The sequence below is a fragment of the Methylobacterium sp. Leaf89 genome (genome assembly GCF_001422215.1).
In the GTDB taxonomy this organism is placed as follows: Bacteria; Pseudomonadota; Alphaproteobacteria; order Rhizobiales; family Beijerinckiaceae; genus Methylobacterium.
The window spans coordinates 245,540-259,980 of the sequence record NZ_LMML01000004.1 but is presented as its reverse complement, the minus strand read 5'-3'; the positions used below and the strand labels follow the sequence as shown (position 1 = coordinate 259,980).

At 70.7% G+C, this 14,441-nt stretch carries 16 protein-coding genes; 2 read left to right on the top strand and 14 right to left on the bottom strand.

The features are described 5' to 3' along the window. Positions 1-350: 350 nt before the first annotated feature. The 14 genes from ASF18_RS02590 to ASF18_RS02525 all read right to left on the bottom strand — a co-directional run bounded on the left by ASF18_RS02590 (position 351) and on the right by ASF18_RS02525 (position 12,882). Positions 351-989: a response regulator transcription factor gene (locus ASF18_RS02590; protein ID WP_056349124.1), complete on the bottom strand. Its 639-nt coding sequence runs from the start codon at positions 987-989 to the stop codon at positions 351-353. After that, entirely contained in the window at positions 986-1,498 is a 513-nt protein-coding gene (locus ASF18_RS02585) for a hypothetical protein (RefSeq protein ID WP_056349121.1), read from the bottom strand. The genes ASF18_RS02590 and ASF18_RS02585 overlap by 4 nt, the downstream gene beginning before the upstream one ends. Continuing rightward, entirely contained in the window at positions 1,495-2,469 is a 975-nt protein-coding gene (locus ASF18_RS02580; protein WP_056349118.1) for a cytochrome D1 domain-containing protein, read from the bottom strand. Before ASF18_RS02580 ends, ASF18_RS02585 begins: the two co-directional genes overlap by 4 nt. Continuing rightward, positions 2,466-2,999, bottom strand: coding sequence for an SRPBCC family protein (locus ASF18_RS02575; RefSeq protein WP_056349115.1), 534 nt, complete (start codon positions 2,997-2,999; stop codon positions 2,466-2,468). The genes ASF18_RS02580 and ASF18_RS02575 overlap by 4 nt, the downstream gene beginning before the upstream one ends. A 3-nt stretch (positions 3,000-3,002) precedes the next feature. Continuing rightward, on the bottom strand, positions 3,003-3,992 hold the full coding sequence (locus tag ASF18_RS02570; protein WP_056349112.1) for a VWA domain-containing protein: 990 nt from the start codon (positions 3,990-3,992) through the stop codon (positions 3,003-3,005). After that, the gene (locus ASF18_RS02565) at positions 3,989-4,633 is read right to left on the bottom strand and encodes an MxaK protein (RefSeq protein ID WP_244472540.1); all 645 of its coding nucleotides are present in this window, start codon (positions 4,631-4,633) and stop codon (positions 3,989-3,991) included. The genes ASF18_RS02570 and ASF18_RS02565 overlap by 4 nt, the downstream gene beginning before the upstream one ends. Then, positions 4,630-5,685, bottom strand: a complete 1,056-nt coding sequence (locus ASF18_RS02560) for a vWA domain-containing protein (protein WP_056349110.1) — start codon at positions 5,683-5,685, stop codon at positions 4,630-4,632. Before ASF18_RS02560 ends, ASF18_RS02565 begins: the two co-directional genes overlap by 4 nt. After that, a complete protein-coding gene (locus tag ASF18_RS02555) occupies positions 5,682-6,608 on the bottom strand; it encodes a hypothetical protein (protein WP_056349106.1) in 927 nt (308 codons plus the stop codon). The genes ASF18_RS02560 and ASF18_RS02555 overlap by 4 nt, the downstream gene beginning before the upstream one ends. An 8-nt stretch (positions 6,609-6,616) precedes the next feature. Next, positions 6,617-7,471: a DUF58 domain-containing protein gene (locus ASF18_RS02550; RefSeq protein ID WP_056349103.1), complete on the bottom strand. Its 855-nt coding sequence runs from the start codon at positions 7,469-7,471 to the stop codon at positions 6,617-6,619. Beyond that, entirely contained in the window at positions 7,468-8,499 is a 1,032-nt protein-coding gene (locus ASF18_RS02545) for a MoxR family ATPase (RefSeq protein WP_056270259.1), read from the bottom strand. Before ASF18_RS02545 ends, ASF18_RS02550 begins: the two co-directional genes overlap by 4 nt. A gap of 171 nt (positions 8,500-8,670) precedes the next feature. Then, positions 8,671-8,961: a methanol dehydrogenase [cytochrome c] subunit gene (locus ASF18_RS02540; RefSeq protein ID WP_056349100.1), complete on the bottom strand. Its 291-nt coding sequence runs from the start codon at positions 8,959-8,961 to the stop codon at positions 8,671-8,673. A gap of 95 nt (positions 8,962-9,056) precedes the next feature. Next, positions 9,057-9,650 (bottom strand): cytochrome c(L), periplasmic, encoded by a 594-nt coding sequence (gene moxG, locus ASF18_RS02535; RefSeq protein WP_056217638.1) that lies wholly within the window; start codon positions 9,648-9,650, stop codon positions 9,057-9,059. A 164-nt stretch (positions 9,651-9,814) separates the two neighbouring features. Beyond that, on the bottom strand, positions 9,815-10,681 hold the full coding sequence (gene moxJ, locus ASF18_RS02530; protein ID WP_056270035.1) for a methanol oxidation system protein MoxJ: 867 nt from the start codon (positions 10,679-10,681) through the stop codon (positions 9,815-9,817). A gap of 317 nt (positions 10,682-10,998) precedes the next feature. Continuing rightward, a complete protein-coding gene (locus ASF18_RS02525) occupies positions 10,999-12,882 on the bottom strand; it encodes a methanol/ethanol family PQQ-dependent dehydrogenase (protein WP_056215682.1) in 1,884 nt (627 codons plus the stop codon). Positions 12,883-13,265: 383 nt separating this feature from the next. Here ASF18_RS02525 and ASF18_RS02520 point away from each other — a divergent pair, with 383 nt between their 5' ends. Both ASF18_RS02520 and ASF18_RS02515 read left to right on the top strand, forming a co-directional pair. Then, a complete protein-coding gene (locus ASF18_RS02520) occupies positions 13,266-13,565 on the top strand; it encodes a hypothetical protein (protein WP_244472539.1) in 300 nt (99 codons plus the stop codon). A 145-nt stretch (positions 13,566-13,710) separates the two neighbouring features. Beyond that, positions 13,711-14,441 (top strand): trypsin-like peptidase domain-containing protein (locus ASF18_RS02515; protein WP_244472549.1); only part of this gene is annotated, 731 nt, incomplete at its 3' end.

Below are 14,441 nucleotides of genomic sequence, written 5' to 3'. Positions count from 1 at the left end.
CGATCGCGCAGAGCTGCCGGCAGTCCGGCGGACCGGACCCGGCGCGCGCGACCATCCGCATCGACGGCCCTGCAGCCGACACCAACTGACCGGTGGACGCGTCGCGAGCGACCGCCCCTGTCCGGGCCTCACGCCCTGATCGCGCCGCGCCCTGCATCACTCGAACCTCGAGGCACTCCACAGGGCAGGGCACCGGCGACGGACGCCTCGTTGCCCGTGTCCTCGGCCTCGGCCTCGGGGAGGCCGGCGATCCGGAGGTCAGCGGATCGGGGCCGGGCCTGCGCGACTGCGAGCTCCGCCGGCCCGTCGACCGTTCGTCGGCCTGAACGACGATTGTTGTCCGATGAGACTCAAATATCGATCGACATCGAGAAATTGATCAGCTCGGCAAGACTATGGGTTCCCGATTTTCGTCGAATCGTCGAGATGACGTTTACAACGGTCTTGTACTTCATCGACAACTTTTCAGCGATGGCTTGATAGGAGTTTCCGTCCTTGATCAGCGAGAGGACCTGTCGTTCCCGCTCCGAAAAATTCACGGTCGACGACCGTTCGCTGGTTGCGTTGAGCATGGCCACACGCAGGGCGATGTCGTGATCGAGGTAGCTTTTTCCGTGGCGGACCTGGTCGAAAGCCGCGAGGAACGCCGTGGCCGGCGCATCCTTGAGCACATAGCCGGTCGCTCCGTTCGCCAGAGCACGCGCGATGATCGTCGGATCGTCGTGCATGCTGAAGGCGAGAATCCGGGTCTTGCGCTCCAGGGTCCGGATGCGCTGGATCAAGGAGAGCCCGCTCAAGCCCTGATCGCCGAACGTGAGATCGGCAACGACCATGCCCGGGCGTTGCCGGTAGAAGGCCCGATAGGCCTCCACGATGGTCGTCGCCTCGTGGATCGCCGTCATCCCCGCATCCTCCATGAGGGTCCGGAACCCCCTCAGGATCACCGGGTGGTCGTCCGCGATGAGGATGCTCGTCGCGCCGGATGTCATGGGGCGACATCCGGCGCGGCAGGCTGCGCGGCATAGCGTTCGGTGAGGCGGGCAAGGGCCTGCGCGCGGTCCAACCCCTGCTGCCGGCTGTTGTAGTAATGCTGGCACAGCTCACCGTAGAGCTGCTTGCGATGGGTCGGGGAGGCCGCGCCTTCGAGGCCCTCGAGGAGATCGGTGTAGCTCTCGGGCTCGCCGGCCTCGGCCAGCATCTGTCCGAGCTGTACCGTTCGATTGGCGATCATGCGCGGATCTTCGATGAAGATCTCTTTCGCCCGAGAGAGGCTCTGGCGCAGGTGATCGCTGCGCGCGGCGGCGCGCGCCACGGGCTGGCCGGGTTCGCGCCGCGCAAGCCAAACCGCCGGCTCCATCCCGTCCGTCGGCGAGAGCCATGTCGGGACCTCGGCATCGGACTTCGTGACCACGACGGCCGTGTCCTGAGCGGGCTCGCCGCCATCGCAGGCCCCCAGAACCAGAAGGAGAGCGAGCGTCGGCGCGGTGCGGAACCTCATCGGTCTCCCTCGGGAACGACCGCGAGGCTGCGGGGGCCGTCGGGCACGGCGATACGAGCCGTCTCGCGAAGGCTTCGGAGGTCGACGACGGAGACGGTATCCGAGAACCAGTTGGCGACGTAGGCCTGTTGCCCGGTGATCGCGACGCCTTCCGGATAGCGGCCGACCGGCACGGTCGCGCGCAGCGCGCCGTCCTCCGCATCGAGAACGACGAGATTGCCGCCGCGCTGGTCGGTGACGCAGATCCGGCCGCCATCCGGACTCACGGCGACCCCGTAGGGCATGCCACCCACCGTGAAGGTTGCGACGACCCGGCGCGCGACCGTGTCGATGACGCTCACGTCGCCGCTGCGCACGTTGGCAACGTAGAGACGGTCCCGGGCCGGGTTCAGCGCCAGGGCGAAGGGCCCCGTCCCCACCGCGATCGTGGCTTTCCGGGTCATGGTCCGGGTGTCGACGACGCTGACCTGTCGGCTCTCCCGGTCGGCCACGTAGAGCGTTCCGTCCCGGTCGAGGACGAGGCCGGCCGGTTCGCGGCCGACGGCCACCGCCCCCTCGAGGGCGCCGGTCCTGGCGGACAGGCGCATCACCCGGTGGCCCGCCCAGTCTCCGACATAGAGGTGCGCACCGTCGGGAGAGGTCGCGATCCCGAACGGCTGACCGGGTACCGAATAGGTCTGCCGGATCGATCCGTCGGCGCCACCGACGACCGTGATGGTCCCCGTATCGGGATGGGTGAGATAGAGCCGCCCTTCGGGACCAGCCACGACCTGGGCGGGGCTGCGTCCGACCGGGAGGGGCGCGCCGGCCGCCGTCGCATCGGGCGCTAGGGCGACCAGGGTCCCGGCCCCCTGGCTCGCCACGTACACGGTCCGCGCGGCGGCGGCACCGGGGCCGGGTCCGAGGGCTGGTCCGAGTCCGACGAGCAGCGCGGCCAGGACGAAGCGTCCGGTCACCGGGCCGCCCGTCATGGCGCGGCTTTCCCCTCGACCTTCGCCTTCAGGCCTTTGAGACCCTCCGCGAAGTAGCGGTTCATGGCGGTGCGGCCGGCCTCGTCGCTGAGGTCGTCCGGCGGCTCGTTGCCGGTATCCCCCCGATAGAAGCGACCGAGCCACTCGACCCTCGCGCCATCGCCCTCGGGGGAGACCGTGAGGGTCGCCGAGTAGGACGAGACCGGAAGCGCCTTCAGGTCGGGGTCGGACAGGCGGTACGAATAGCTCCGCCCGGCGGCGTTCATCTCGTCGAGTCCCTCGTTCAGGGTACCGCCCGCCTTGAGCGTGACCTTCCGCTGGCCCCCGGACGCGTTGCCGCCGCTGCCCTCGCTTCTGGCGACATCCGGGTGCCAGGTCCCGATACCGGCGAACTCGCCGACCACCTTCCAGACGGCATCGGGCTTGGCCGCGATGACGATGCTCTGGTCGACCTTCTGCGGCGTCGGGCCGTGGGCGAGGGCCGCCCCGGAGAGGAGGATAAGGACGAGGGCGGGAACACCGAGACGCATCGATCAGGCCTTTTTCCAAGTCGGGATTCCGCGGGCGCGGAGCAGGGGTGCAAGGAAGGTCGCGAGCAGGAGCAGCAGCGCAGACGCGCCGAGTATGGGGCGCGGGTCGAAGCGGCCCGGGACCGGGCGTGGCGTCGCGGCGCCCTTTAGCGCCGCGCCGAGCCTGGCCGATCCTTCGAGAGGGGCGTAGGTGAGGCCGGTCTCGCCGGCGAGGGTGCGTAGGTAGGCTTCGCGCACCGAGGACAGGTGCTCGGTGCCACGGGCGGCGGCCGCGCCGAAGGGCGCGTTGCGCGGGTTATAGCCCTCGCGGTGCTCGGCATCGGCCGGGGGCGGTCCGAAGCGGTTCTCCTGCTGGACGTCGCCCGCGGCGTAGAAGCCGGTCTCGCGTCCCCGGTCGTCGTAGCGCGGGATCGGCGACAGGCCGGGTGCCCCGGCCCCCACGATGAGGCCCCGCACGGCACCGGGCCTGCCCTCGAAAGACGGTCCGCCACGGCTCGGCAGGGGCGGGGCCTCCTGCCCGTCGGTGATGAACACGAGGTCAGTGCCCAGTTCCTCCGCCATGGCGAGGCTGCGGAACAGCCCGGCGGAGATCCGGCTGTCGCCTTCCCAGGCCATGCGCCAGTCGAGGGCCGCCAGCGCCCCGTCGATGGGCGCGAAGCCCGCGCAGGTCTCGATGGGGGTGAACAGGAGGAAGGGCCGTCGCTCCGTGAAGAGGCCCAAAGCGACCCGCGATCCGCAGGGCAGGCCGGCGACGAGGTCGCGCAAAGCCGCCTTCGCGGTGTCGAGACGGCTCGCCGGCATCCCGTCGGCGCCGACGTAGTCGCGGACGTTCATGCTGCCGGTGATGTCGAAGATCGCCAGGATGGCGACGCCGTGGCGGGTGAGCGGGAACGGGCGCATCACGAGGGCCAGCGCCACCAGCCCGAGGGCCCCGGCGAGGAGGCGCAGGCGTCCGTCCGTCAGGTTCCGCAGGATCAGGCCGCGGGGCGTCACGGCTCGCCCCGCGGCTGGCCGGGAATGTCGGTCCAGATCGTCTTCGGCTCCGCCGCGAGGGCATCGCCGGATTTGCGATCGAAGTCGGGAAAGTCGCGCAACAGGCGCGAGGCTACGTCGAGGTTGAACTTGGCATCCCAGTAGTCCGGACGGCCCTGGAGCGCGCGCCGGTACTCCTGGCGCGCCAGGGTGATGCGGGGTCCGGCCGGGTCGAGGTCGCCGCGCTCCAGGTGGTCGAAGGCCTGGCGCAGATGGGCGTTGGCCAGGGCGAAGCGGGCGCGGGCGGCCCGGTCGCGCGCGCCCTGCGCTTCGAGTGCCGCGATCAGCGGCTCGATCGCCTCCACGGCGCCGCGCCGGGCGAGGTGCTGGACGCGGGCGAGCAGGAGGGACGGAGCGGCATCGACCGGAACCGCGACGTCCCGGCCCGCGGCGAGAGCCTGGATCGTGGCAGTGTCGCGGGCGATCCGCCAGGCGCCGGAGGCACAGCCCAGGGCGGCGCCGAAGAGCAGGATCGGCAACAGGATGAGGAGGCGCGGCCGGGCCCGCCGCCATCCCACGCGCAGGCCCGTGCCACGCGACCGGGCTCGGTCGGTGGCCGAACGGGGCGCCGTACGCCCGGGCCGGATCACGGTCGTCGTCATGCGGCGCGCCTCGCGGGGTCGGACGCGGTGGCCCGGGACCGGGCGGCCGAGAGGCCGCTCCGGGACAGATCCGCCTCTCCGAGCTTGGCCGCGACGAGGATCACGAGCCCGACAAGGCTGGCGGCATAGGCGAGCCCGGCGAGGTCCCGGCGCGGGCGCTGCTCGGTGTAGGGGATCGGATCGCGCTCCAGCCGCTCGATCTGGGCGATCGCCTCGGCCACCGCCTCCGCTCCCTCGGCCTCGAAGGCGCGGTAGGGTGTCCGCAAGCTCCGGAAGAACAGGTCGAGGTGGCGCTCGGGCGCCGCCTGCGGGGTGTCCTCGCCCGCCGGCCGGTCGGCGATGGAGGGAGAGCCCTTCGTGCGCAGGAAGAGCCAGTACAGGTTCGGCCGCAGGCGGGTGAACGCGGCGCGCAGGGTGTCCTGCACGCGCGGATCGATCACGGCCGCTCCGTCCGAGACGAGGAGGAGCGCTCGGGACGTGGTGGGGCTCGCGGGCCCGAACTGGGCCAGACCCATGGCGAGGCCCCGCGCGATGTTGGTGTAGTCGAGGCCGGGCCGGTCGATCGCCGCGATGGCGGCCCGGACCGCCGCATGCCGGTCGGTCATGGGGACCACCAGCATGGGGGCCGTCGAGAAGGCCGTGACGGCGAACTGATCGTGCGCCCGACTCCCCACGAAGGCGGCGAGCAGCCGCCGGGAGGCGGCGGCCTTCGATTCCTCGAGGCCGGAGGGCTGCCGCCCGGCGAAGGTCTCGTTCATGCTGCCGGAGCGGTCGATCAGGATCGAGACCTGGGCGCCGATCCCGGTGCGCGTCAGGGTCTCGCCCCGACGGTAGGGGCCGGCCAGGGCCAGGATCAGGCCCGCGATGGCGACGATCCCGGCGGTGCGCAGGAGGGCGCCGATCGCCCGCGACGGGCCGTCGGCCGGGGCCGCCGCGATGGCGGCCACGGGAACCCTGCGCTGGGCCGAGGCCAGGAGCGGCAGCAGGGCGAGGGGCAGGAGCAAGAGCAGGGCCGGATGGTCGGCGGAGAGGCGGGCGAGCGCATCGATCATGCGGCGCGCTCCGCGTGGGCGAGGCGCCGCGCGAGGGCGGCGAGGGCGGGAAGGTCGAGCACGGCGAGGCCGTCCTCCGGGCCGGGCCCGAAGAAGGTCCGGCGGGACGCCTCGAAGAACCGGGCGAGGTCCGGCCCCTCGGCCGCGTAGGCCGGGTGGGTCTTCAGGAAATCACCGCGATCGTCGGCGAACAGCCGGCGGCCGGCCACCGTGTCGAGGGCGTCGTGGAGCGCCAGCAGCGCGTCGCGGTGGTGGAGCATCGGGTCCGGTCGGCGCGCGAGGACGCGGATCCGACGGGCCGCGCGGCCGAAGGGACGGCCGCGCCGGGCCCGGAACGGCCACCAGCTCCGGTCCCGGGCGAGGCCCGCCAGCGCCAGGAGGGCGAGGCTGGCCGAGCCGGCGGCACCGAGGAGCAGGGGCCGCGGATCGCCGGGGCCGACCTGCCCGTCGGGGCGCATGTAGTCGCGGGGGTCGTCCCGGGCGGGCGGCTGGACTTCGCGCAGCGGCGAGACGTTGAACGACCAGGCCGGCACCTCGGCCTTCACGGTGGTGGCGCCGTGATCGCTCTCGCTCACGAAGGTGACGGTGAAGCCCGGAATCTCCAGGGCCCGGGCATCGAGGGCGGCGTAGAAGGTCTGGTAGGTGAGGGCGAGGCGCACGCGCCGGGCGTCGCCGTATACCGACGCGGTCGCGTCGAGGTCGCGCAGGTCGAGCCAGTAGGTGAGCGCCCCCGGCTGCGGCAGCGACGTGGCCTGGAGCCGGAAGCCCGGCTCGACCACGAGGTCGACCTCGGCCCGGACGAGGTCCCCGAGGAAGTACCCGAAGGGGCGCGGCGTGCGGATCTCGACGGAGCGGACCTGGGCCCCGGCCGGGCCCGACAGAAGGAGGCCGGCGAGGAGGGGGGCGAGGAAGCGGATGCGCATGAGCCGCCTCAGGCGCCGAGGAGGTGGCGGCTGACCGCGTCGGGATCGAAGCGGCCGGCGAGGCGGAAGGGCGGGCGGCCATGAGCCGTCGCGAGGCGCCGGAGGGTCTCGATCCGGGCGGCCTCGCGGGCGATCCAGCGCCGGCGCAGGGCGGGGCGCATGAAGACCAGCCGGCGCCCGGCGCCTTCGAGATCGTCGAGTTCGAGCAGCCCCCAGTCCGGCAGGCCCTCCGCCTCGGCGGCGTCGCCGAGGAGCACCGGGACGAGGTCGTGCCGGCTCAGGGCCGCGAAGACCTCGACGATCTGCGCCTCCGGCCAGCGGAAGTCGGAGAGCAGGAACACGATCTTCGGGCGGCCGGCGAGGCGGCGGGCCGCCGCCGCCATGCCTCCGGCGCCCCGGCCGGAACAGGCGGCGGCCGCGAGGCGCCGCGCCACCTCGGCGGCCCGGGTGGGCGCGCGGCTGGGCGCCAGGAACACGTCGTCCCGCAGGTCCTCGTCGCAGCCGATGAGGCCGAAGGGATCGCCGATCCGGGTGGCCGAGGCGGCGAGGCCGGTGCAGAAGGCGCAGGCCAGGGCCATGCGGTCGGCCGCGCCGGCAAAGCGCATGGAGGCCGAGAGGTCGAGGAGCGCCCAGACCTCGATCGGGGTCCGCGCCTCGAAGCGGCGCACGACGGTGCCCTCGAAGGGGTCGCGCAGGGTGGCGCGGACGTCGATGCGCCGGGCATCGGGCATCCGCAGGAACGGCACCTGATCGCGGAACGTGCCGAGGCCGCCGGCCTCGCGGCCGCGATGGGCGCCGGGGCGGGTCCCGGGCAGGCGCCCGCGCGGGCGGTAGACGATGTCGGGTTGCGCCGTCTCCGTCATGGCGCCGGCACGGTCTCGAACACGGCCCGGCAGAGGTCGGGCATGATGGCGGCCCGGCGCAGTTCGTAGATCGGCTCCAGGAAGACCCGGTGGGCCATGACTTCGGGGAAGACCGCCCGGACGTCCTCCGGCACCATCCAGTCGCGGCCCTCCAGCCAGGCGCGGACGCGGGCGGCGCGGACCAGGAAGGCGACGCCGCGGGGGGAGGCCCCGCCCTGGACCAGGGCCTCCATGTCGAGGCCGGGCAGGCGGATGCCGGCCTCCCCCGGCCGCACCAGCGCGGCCCAGAGCCCGATCACGTAGGCCTCGATGGCCGGGCTCGCCTGGATGCCGTGCTGGATCGCGGCGGCGATGCCCGGGAGGGCGGCGTGGTCGAGGACGCCGCCGTCGAGGCCGGCGATCAGCGCGTCGGTGTCGTGGAAGCGGGGATCGAAGACCAGGGCGCGCCGGCTCGCGGCGTCCTGGGGCGCCTCCAGCCCGATCTCCATGAGGAAGCGGTCGCGGGCGGCGGCGGGCAGTTCGAAGGTCTCCTCCCGCTCGACCCGGTTGCGGTCGGCGAAGACCTGGAGGTTGGGAAACCGGTACTCGCGGTCGAAGGCCGTGAGCGTGCGCTCGGCCATCAGGCGCAGGAGCAGGGCGTGGACCTGGGGCCGGGCCCGGTTGATCTCGTTGAAGAAGAAGATCGACAGGTCCTCGGATTGCCGCAGCACCGGCCCCGGCTCGACCCGGGGGCGGCCGTCCTCGGCGAGGTAGGTGTGGTAGACGAGGTCGGTGGGCATCATGTCGACGGTGCCCTCGACGCGCGCGTAGGCGCCGCCGACCGCCCGCGCCACGGCGCGCAGCAGGGTCGTCTTGCCGACGCCGACATCGCCCTCCAGCAGCACGTGGCCGCGGGCGAAGAGCGCGATGGTGAGGAGCCGGATCGCCCGGGCCTGTCCGAGCACGGCCGCGCCCACCGTCGCCTCGAAGCGGGTGGCCGCCGCGCGCCAGTCGGTGAGCATCGCATCGCCGGAGCGGACCTGGTTCATCATGCTCAGCCTTGAGGAAACGGAGACCCGTGGGACCGGAAGGCCCGGCGCCACCGACGGCCGCGACCCGGGACGGAGCGTCCGGAGGTCGCCCCGCCGGGTCGCGGCGCCATCGGGGCGCGCCCGCCGCGCGGCGGGCGACCCCGATCCGCCAGGATCAGGACGACGGGATCAGTTCGACGACAGCTTGGTGACGTCGTACTCGAACTTGCCGGTCTTCTTGGCGGCCTCGATGCGCTTCTTGTTGCGCTCTTCCATCGCTCTGATCGACTCGGACTGCTTGTTGAGTTCCTTGGGGTCGTGCTTCGGGTCGTACTTCGTGCCGGCGATCTTCTCGGGGAAGCCGGGCTTCGGCTCCCAGCAATTGCCGGCCGCCTTGCACTTGGTGCCGTCATAGGCCATCGCCGGAACCGCGAGCAGCGCGCCCGCACCGATCGCCAGGGCTGTGATGAAAGTCCGCATGGTCGTCTCCTCTGTTGATCGTTCTTGTCTGTGGATCGGCGTCGCGGCTCGCGCGCGGTGGTGCCTCACGGATGGCGCCGTGACTTCCTCGGGCGTCAGTCTTCCAGCGGCGGGCACTGGCCCTTGACGTCCTTGGGGAAGGTCTCGCCCTGCTTGTAGGGCGTGTAATTCTTCTTCTGCGCGTCGTTGAGCCAGACGGCGTCCTGGACCGGACCGGTATAGAGGTGCCGGATCCAGGCGATGACCTGGAGCATCTCGTCGGGGGTCAGGTTCTCGTTGTGCGGGCCCATCATGCCGTTGGCGCCGCCGAAGATCGTGGCGAACAGGCCGGTGTCCTCGGTGTTCGAGGGATAGGTCCAGTAGTTGTCGTTGAGGCCCGGCCCGAGCTTGCCCTCGGCCAGGTGGCCGTGACAGCCGGAACACGAGGTCGCGAAGAGGGACTCGCCGTTGCGCAGGCAGGACTTGTCGTCGATGTAGCTGTTCTTGCCCGTCTGGAAGAACTGCTTCACCGCCGGGGTGTCGCGGCCGCCCGCTTTGCCTTCGGCGACGTCGAGCTGCTCGCCCGTGACCGTGTTGCGGAAGACGAAGCCGGTCTGGGGGCCGGCGGCGGGCTGCGCCAGGGCGGCGACGCCACCGAGGACGGCGGCGAGGCTGAAACAGATGGCCAGGATGCCATGGGAATCACGCATGAATTCGACCTGATGACGCCGGACGGCTGACCGGCCGGGCGGGGCTGGACCGGGCGCCCATCGGGGCGCCGGCGAGGGGTTTGGGGCGGAGCCCGGCGCGCCCGCGTCGGGCTCCGCCTCGGAAGCGGGGATGTCGGACCGGGGCCGCGCGGGGCGGAACCGGATCAGTTGGTGACGGGGACCAGGGGCACGCCGTCCTGCTTCAGGATCGCCTCGATCTTCGGCTTCGCCTTGACGATGGCCGCATCGAGGGCGGCCTTCAGGGCGGTGTCGTCCCGGCGCACGCCCATGGACTGGTCGAAGCTCTGCGGCATCTTGCGGCCGTCGCTGCGGGTGGTGTCGTCGGGCACCAGGGTCATGCGCAGGGGCTGGGCCGAGTCCTTCACGTAGCGGGCGACGTCCGGGCCGAAGGCGACCGCCACGTCGGCCTTGCCGGTGGCGACCTCGCTGATCATCCGGGCCGGATCGATCTGCGTGTAGGTGTTGCGGGCGGCGCGGAAGTTCACCAGCGAGTAGAGGTAGGCCATGTCCTCCTCGTAGCGGCCGATATCCTTCAGCATGACCTCGCCGGGCGTGCCGAAGCCGACCACCATGTGGTCGACGGTCTTGAGCCGCGGGTCGGCCCAGGACTTCACGTCGAGGTCGCGGTCGGCGCGGGTCACGAACACGTAGCCGCTTCGGTAATAGGGCTTCGTGGTCAGCACGCGCTGGTCGTCGCTGTCGAGGCCCACGACCACGTCGCAGAGCTTCTTGTCGAGGCTGTCGCGCACCAGGTAGATCGCCGCCTTGTCCGACCAGACGAACTCGGCCTTGCGCCCCATGGCGTCGGCGATCGCCGCGGCGATGCGGTTCTCGAGGCCGCTGCCGTCCTTCAGCGAGAGCGGGGGCTGGTTCGCGGCGCAGACCCGCAGGGTCCTGTCGTCGGGGGCGGATTTCGTGTCGCCTTGCGCGAGCGCGGCCCCGCCGAGGGCGAGAAGAACCGCAGCGGACAGGCATCCTGCGGCGAAGGAGCATCCTGTGGCGAAGGACATGGGAGCGTTTCCGTTGTTCTCGTTGGTCGGAGTCTTGTGGGACCGGGACGCGGCTCCCCGGCCCGTTGCGGCAGGGCGATCACAGATGAGGCACACCGTCATTCCGGGTCGCCGACGGCGAGCCCGGAATCCAGAGCCGCCGACAGGCAGATCGCGGATGCGATCACCCAACTCGCGCGGGGAGGCGTTGGCGGTGGGGGTGGCCGGAGGCCCCGCGACGGACGAAGGCCAGCGGAGCCACCCCCAACCCCTGACCCCTCCCCACAGGGGGGGGAGGGGGACACGCGCACGCTGCGGGCGCGGCCTCGTCGTGCCGCCTACTTCGCGGCCGCCGTCTGGTACTCGCCGACGTTCGGGTCGTCGTAGGGGCCCTTGCCGCCCAGCGAGAACACCATCACGCCGCCGCCCATCTGGGTGTAGTTGGCGAGCTTCTTGAAGGCGCCCACCGCGCCGAGGCCGGCGGTCGGGTCCTGCAGGTCGAAGACCAGGCCGACGCCCGGCCAGCCGCCGACGCCGTAGTAGATCGCCACGTACTGCTCACCCTTGTGGGTGTAGGTGATCGGGTAGCCGATGGCGCCGGAGGGCATCTTGAACTTCCAGAGGAGGTCTCCGGTGTCCGAGTTGCGCGCCTTGATGTAGCCGTCGAGGGTTCCGTAGAACACCAGCCCGCCGGCGGTGGCCGTCGTGCCGCCCCAGACCGCGAAGCGCTCCATCTTCTCCCACTGGAACGCGCCCGTGATGGCGTTGTAGCTCTTGATCTGGCCGAGGCCCTCGTAGTTCTGCCGGTCGCCCTTCGGACCCGGATACATGTTCAGCGTCGCGCCGACGAAGAACTGACCCGCGCGGTAGGGCAGCATGAAGGGCTCCCAATCCATGCAGATGTGGTTGATGCCCATGAAGAACGCCTTGCGCTCCGGATCGTAGGAATCGTGGCCCTGGTTGTGGTAGCCCATCGCCGAGGGACAGATGTCCTTGCCGAGATGGTCCATCCGGGTGCCGTATTCCGGGTCGCGCACCGGCTGGCCGGTCTTCAGGTCCACCGACTTGAAGACGTTGACGGTGTCGTCGATCTTGTTGGCCGAGACCAGCGAACCGTCCGTGCGGTCCAGGGTGTAGACGATGCCGTTCCGGTCCGGATGGGTCAGGAGCTTGCGGTCCTTGCCGTCCTTGTCCTTCTGGTTGGAGAGCATCATCACGTTGACGCCCGCGTAGTCCCACTCGTCGTGCGGGGTCTTCTGGTAGCCGAACTTGGCCTCGCCCGTGTCGACGTCGCGGCCGAAGATCGTCATCGTCCACTTGTTGTCGCCCGGACGCATGGTCTCGTTCCACGGCGCCGGGTTGCCGGTGCCGAAGTAGATCAGGTTGGTGCCGGGATCGTAGGCGTACCAGCCCCAGTTCGTGCCGCCGCCGATCTTCCAGGCATCGCCCTCCCAGGTGGAGGTGCCGAGCCCCTTCTGGCCGTAATGGGCGTTGCGGATGTTGAAGTCGTCGGCCAGCAGCAGGTCCTTGTCCGGGCCGGTGGCGTAGGCGCGCCAGACCTGGGCGCCGGTCTTCACGTCGTAGGCGGTGAGGTAGCCGCGCACGCCGAGCTCGGCGCCGGAGGAGCCGATGATGACCTTGTCCTTGACCACGTAGGGCGCGATCGTCAGCGTCGAGCCGACCTTGATGTCGGAGTTCTCGACCTTCCAGACCGTCTCGCCGGTCTCGGCGTTGAGGGCCATGACGTTGCCGTCGAGGAGCGTCTTGAGGATGAGCGCCGGGGTCTTGCCGTCGCCGGGCCAGTAGGCGAGGCCGCGGTTCACGAGATCGCAGCAGGCCACCGCGCGGGCGGCCGGGTTCTGCTTGGGCTTGTCCTGCCAGAGGATCCTGCCCGGATCGTCGAGGCCGAGCGCGAAGGTGTTGTTGGGGAAGGAGGTGTGGACGTACATCTTTCCGTCCACCACCACCGGGGCGCCCTCGTGGCCGTTGAGCAGGCCGGTGGAGAACGTCCAGGACACCTTCAGGTCCTTCACGTTGCTGGTGTTGATCTGCTTGAGCGGGCTGTAATTGTCCGAGTCGTAGTTCTTGCCGGGCATCACCCAGTTGGCGTCGTCCTTCGCCATCTCGACGAGCTTGTCGTTCGCGGCGGCCATGCTCGGCAGACCCATCGGCGCCAGGGCGCCCAGCGCCATCACCGAGACCGAAGCCAGAAACCTGTTCATCCCAACGTCTCCTACCCTGATGGCCGCATCCGTCCACCGTCCGGTCCGGCACAGCCTTTGATTTCGCCGGATCAGGACAAGCTCCTGTATTGATCCCAGGATCCCGTCGCATTCATAAGACTATCTTGAGATATAGAGCTTCTTATGAAAGTTTTATTACTGATCGGCTGGCTATTCATAAAAGCATTTGTCTTTCCCGCTGTCTGCGGCCAGTTGGCACTTTTTTATCGGGATCAATCGGCAATCATTCGGTTGAAATTCGGTATTGAGAAAGCTTTGATCCGGCAATCCGATGAATTTCGGCAAGACAATTGACACGGCCTCCCCAGTGGAATGATGGTGCCGCCCAGCGGTAGGCTTGGGCGCCCGGAGAGAGACTTGCGATGATGATCCGCCGTCTTAGTATATTATTATGTTGTGCTGTCGGCACGGCATCGACCGCCGAGGCCGCGCGCCTGACGCTCGACGATCCGGTGGCGATCTGGTCGCGCACCCCGACCGCCGACCGGGTCGATTTCGCGACACGGATGGGCAAGGCGTTCTCGAGCCTCTCGCCCCAGCTCGACCGGGACTACTTCGTCCGCTGCCTCGAAGAGACGGCCAACATCGGCAATCCGCGCGAGACCAAGCTGGAGCAGGCGGTGAAGATCTGCGTCTCCGTCCACCAGACCGCCGACGAGTAGGCGCTTGGGCCAGGTACCCTTAGGTCAGGGGAGCGGCGGACCGGTGCGGTCGGGTCGGGCCCGACTCACGCGGACCCGGGTCCCAGGGGGCAGGGCGCGTTGGCGCCTCGCGCTCGCCGGTGCCGGGCTCGTAGGCGCCGGGCTCCTGCACCTCGGCGGGAGCGGTGCGGGTCGGGCGGAGGGTCCGCAGCGATGGGCGGCGCTCTATCCGCAGGACGACCGGCGCGAACTGGCGGGGGCGGACTACGCCCGCTATCCCGGCGCCGGCGTGCTCTACTGCCGGTCGGACGGCATTCCGCGGAAGGCGGCCGCCGCCTGGCTGATCGGCAGCCCGCGCCTCGTGGTCCTGAACGCCCACAACTTCCGCAGCCGGCACCTGGAGCCCACGCGCGACGTCGCCGACTGCTTCTTCCAGATCGGGGGCCGGAACTACGCCTTCGCCCCGGGGACCCTGCGCCTCGGCACCGTGCCGGGGGCGATGTCGCTCCACATCACGGACGACTGGGCCCTGGTCGAGCTGGCGGAGCCGGCCGAGGGCGTGCGCCCGCAGCCGGTACCGGCCTTCCCCGACCTGCCGACCGGGTCCGTGCCGGTCCCGGTCGTCATGGTCTCCCCCGGCGGCCACGCGAACTATCCCGGCCAGAGCAGCCTCGAGCCCTGCACGATCCACCGGATCGACCCGCCGAGCGAGGACGCGATCCGGCGCGTCCGGCACGATTGCAACAACGGCTATGGCGGCTCCGGTTCGGGCCTGTTCGACGCCGAGGGCCGCCTCCTCGCCCTGCACAGCGCCTCCCTGTCCATGAACTCGCGCCGGGCCTTCGACATCGAGTACCATTACGGCTCGGCCCTGCTGTTCGAGGGCGGGCTCACGGA

Excerpts from the sequence above, each read along its gene's own strand:
- ASF18_RS02590 (WP_056349124.1), bottom strand. The coding sequence starts at position 989 with ATGACATCCGGCGCGACGAGCATCCTCATCGCGGACGACCACCCGGTG.
- ASF18_RS02585 (WP_056349121.1), bottom strand. The coding sequence starts at position 1,498 with ATGAGGTTCCGCACCGCGCCGACGCTCGCTCTCCTTCTGGTTCTGGGG.
- ASF18_RS02580 (WP_056349118.1), bottom strand. The coding sequence starts at position 2,469 with ATGACGGGCGGCCCGGTGACCGGACGCTTCGTCCTGGCCGCGCTGCTC.
- ASF18_RS02575 (WP_056349115.1), bottom strand. The coding sequence starts at position 2,999 with ATGCGTCTCGGTGTTCCCGCCCTCGTCCTTATCCTCCTCTCCGGGGCG.
- ASF18_RS02565 (WP_244472540.1), bottom strand. The coding sequence starts at position 4,633 with ATGACGACGACCGTGATCCGGCCCGGGCGTACGGCGCCCCGTTCGGCC.
- ASF18_RS02560 (WP_056349110.1), bottom strand. The coding sequence starts at position 5,685 with ATGATCGATGCGCTCGCCCGCCTCTCCGCCGACCATCCGGCCCTGCTC.
- ASF18_RS02555 (WP_056349106.1), bottom strand. The coding sequence starts at position 6,608 with ATGCGCATCCGCTTCCTCGCCCCCCTCCTCGCCGGCCTCCTTCTGTCG.
- ASF18_RS02550 (WP_056349103.1), bottom strand. The coding sequence starts at position 7,471 with ATGACGGAGACGGCGCAACCCGACATCGTCTACCGCCCGCGCGGGCGC.
- ASF18_RS02545 (WP_056270259.1), bottom strand. The coding sequence starts at position 8,499 with ATGAACCAGGTCCGCTCCGGCGATGCGATGCTCACCGACTGGCGCGCG.
- ASF18_RS02540 (WP_056349100.1), bottom strand. The coding sequence starts at position 8,961 with ATGCGGACTTTCATCACAGCCCTGGCGATCGGTGCGGGCGCGCTGCTC.
- moxG (WP_056217638.1), bottom strand. The coding sequence starts at position 9,650 with ATGCGTGATTCCCATGGCATCCTGGCCATCTGTTTCAGCCTCGCCGCC.
- moxJ (WP_056270035.1), bottom strand. The coding sequence starts at position 10,681 with ATGTCCTTCGCCACAGGATGCTCCTTCGCCGCAGGATGCCTGTCCGCT.
- ASF18_RS02525 (WP_056215682.1), bottom strand. The coding sequence starts at position 12,882 with ATGAACAGGTTTCTGGCTTCGGTCTCGGTGATGGCGCTGGGCGCCCTG.
- ASF18_RS02520 (WP_244472539.1), top strand. The coding sequence starts at position 13,266 with ATGATGATCCGCCGTCTTAGTATATTATTATGTTGTGCTGTCGGCACG.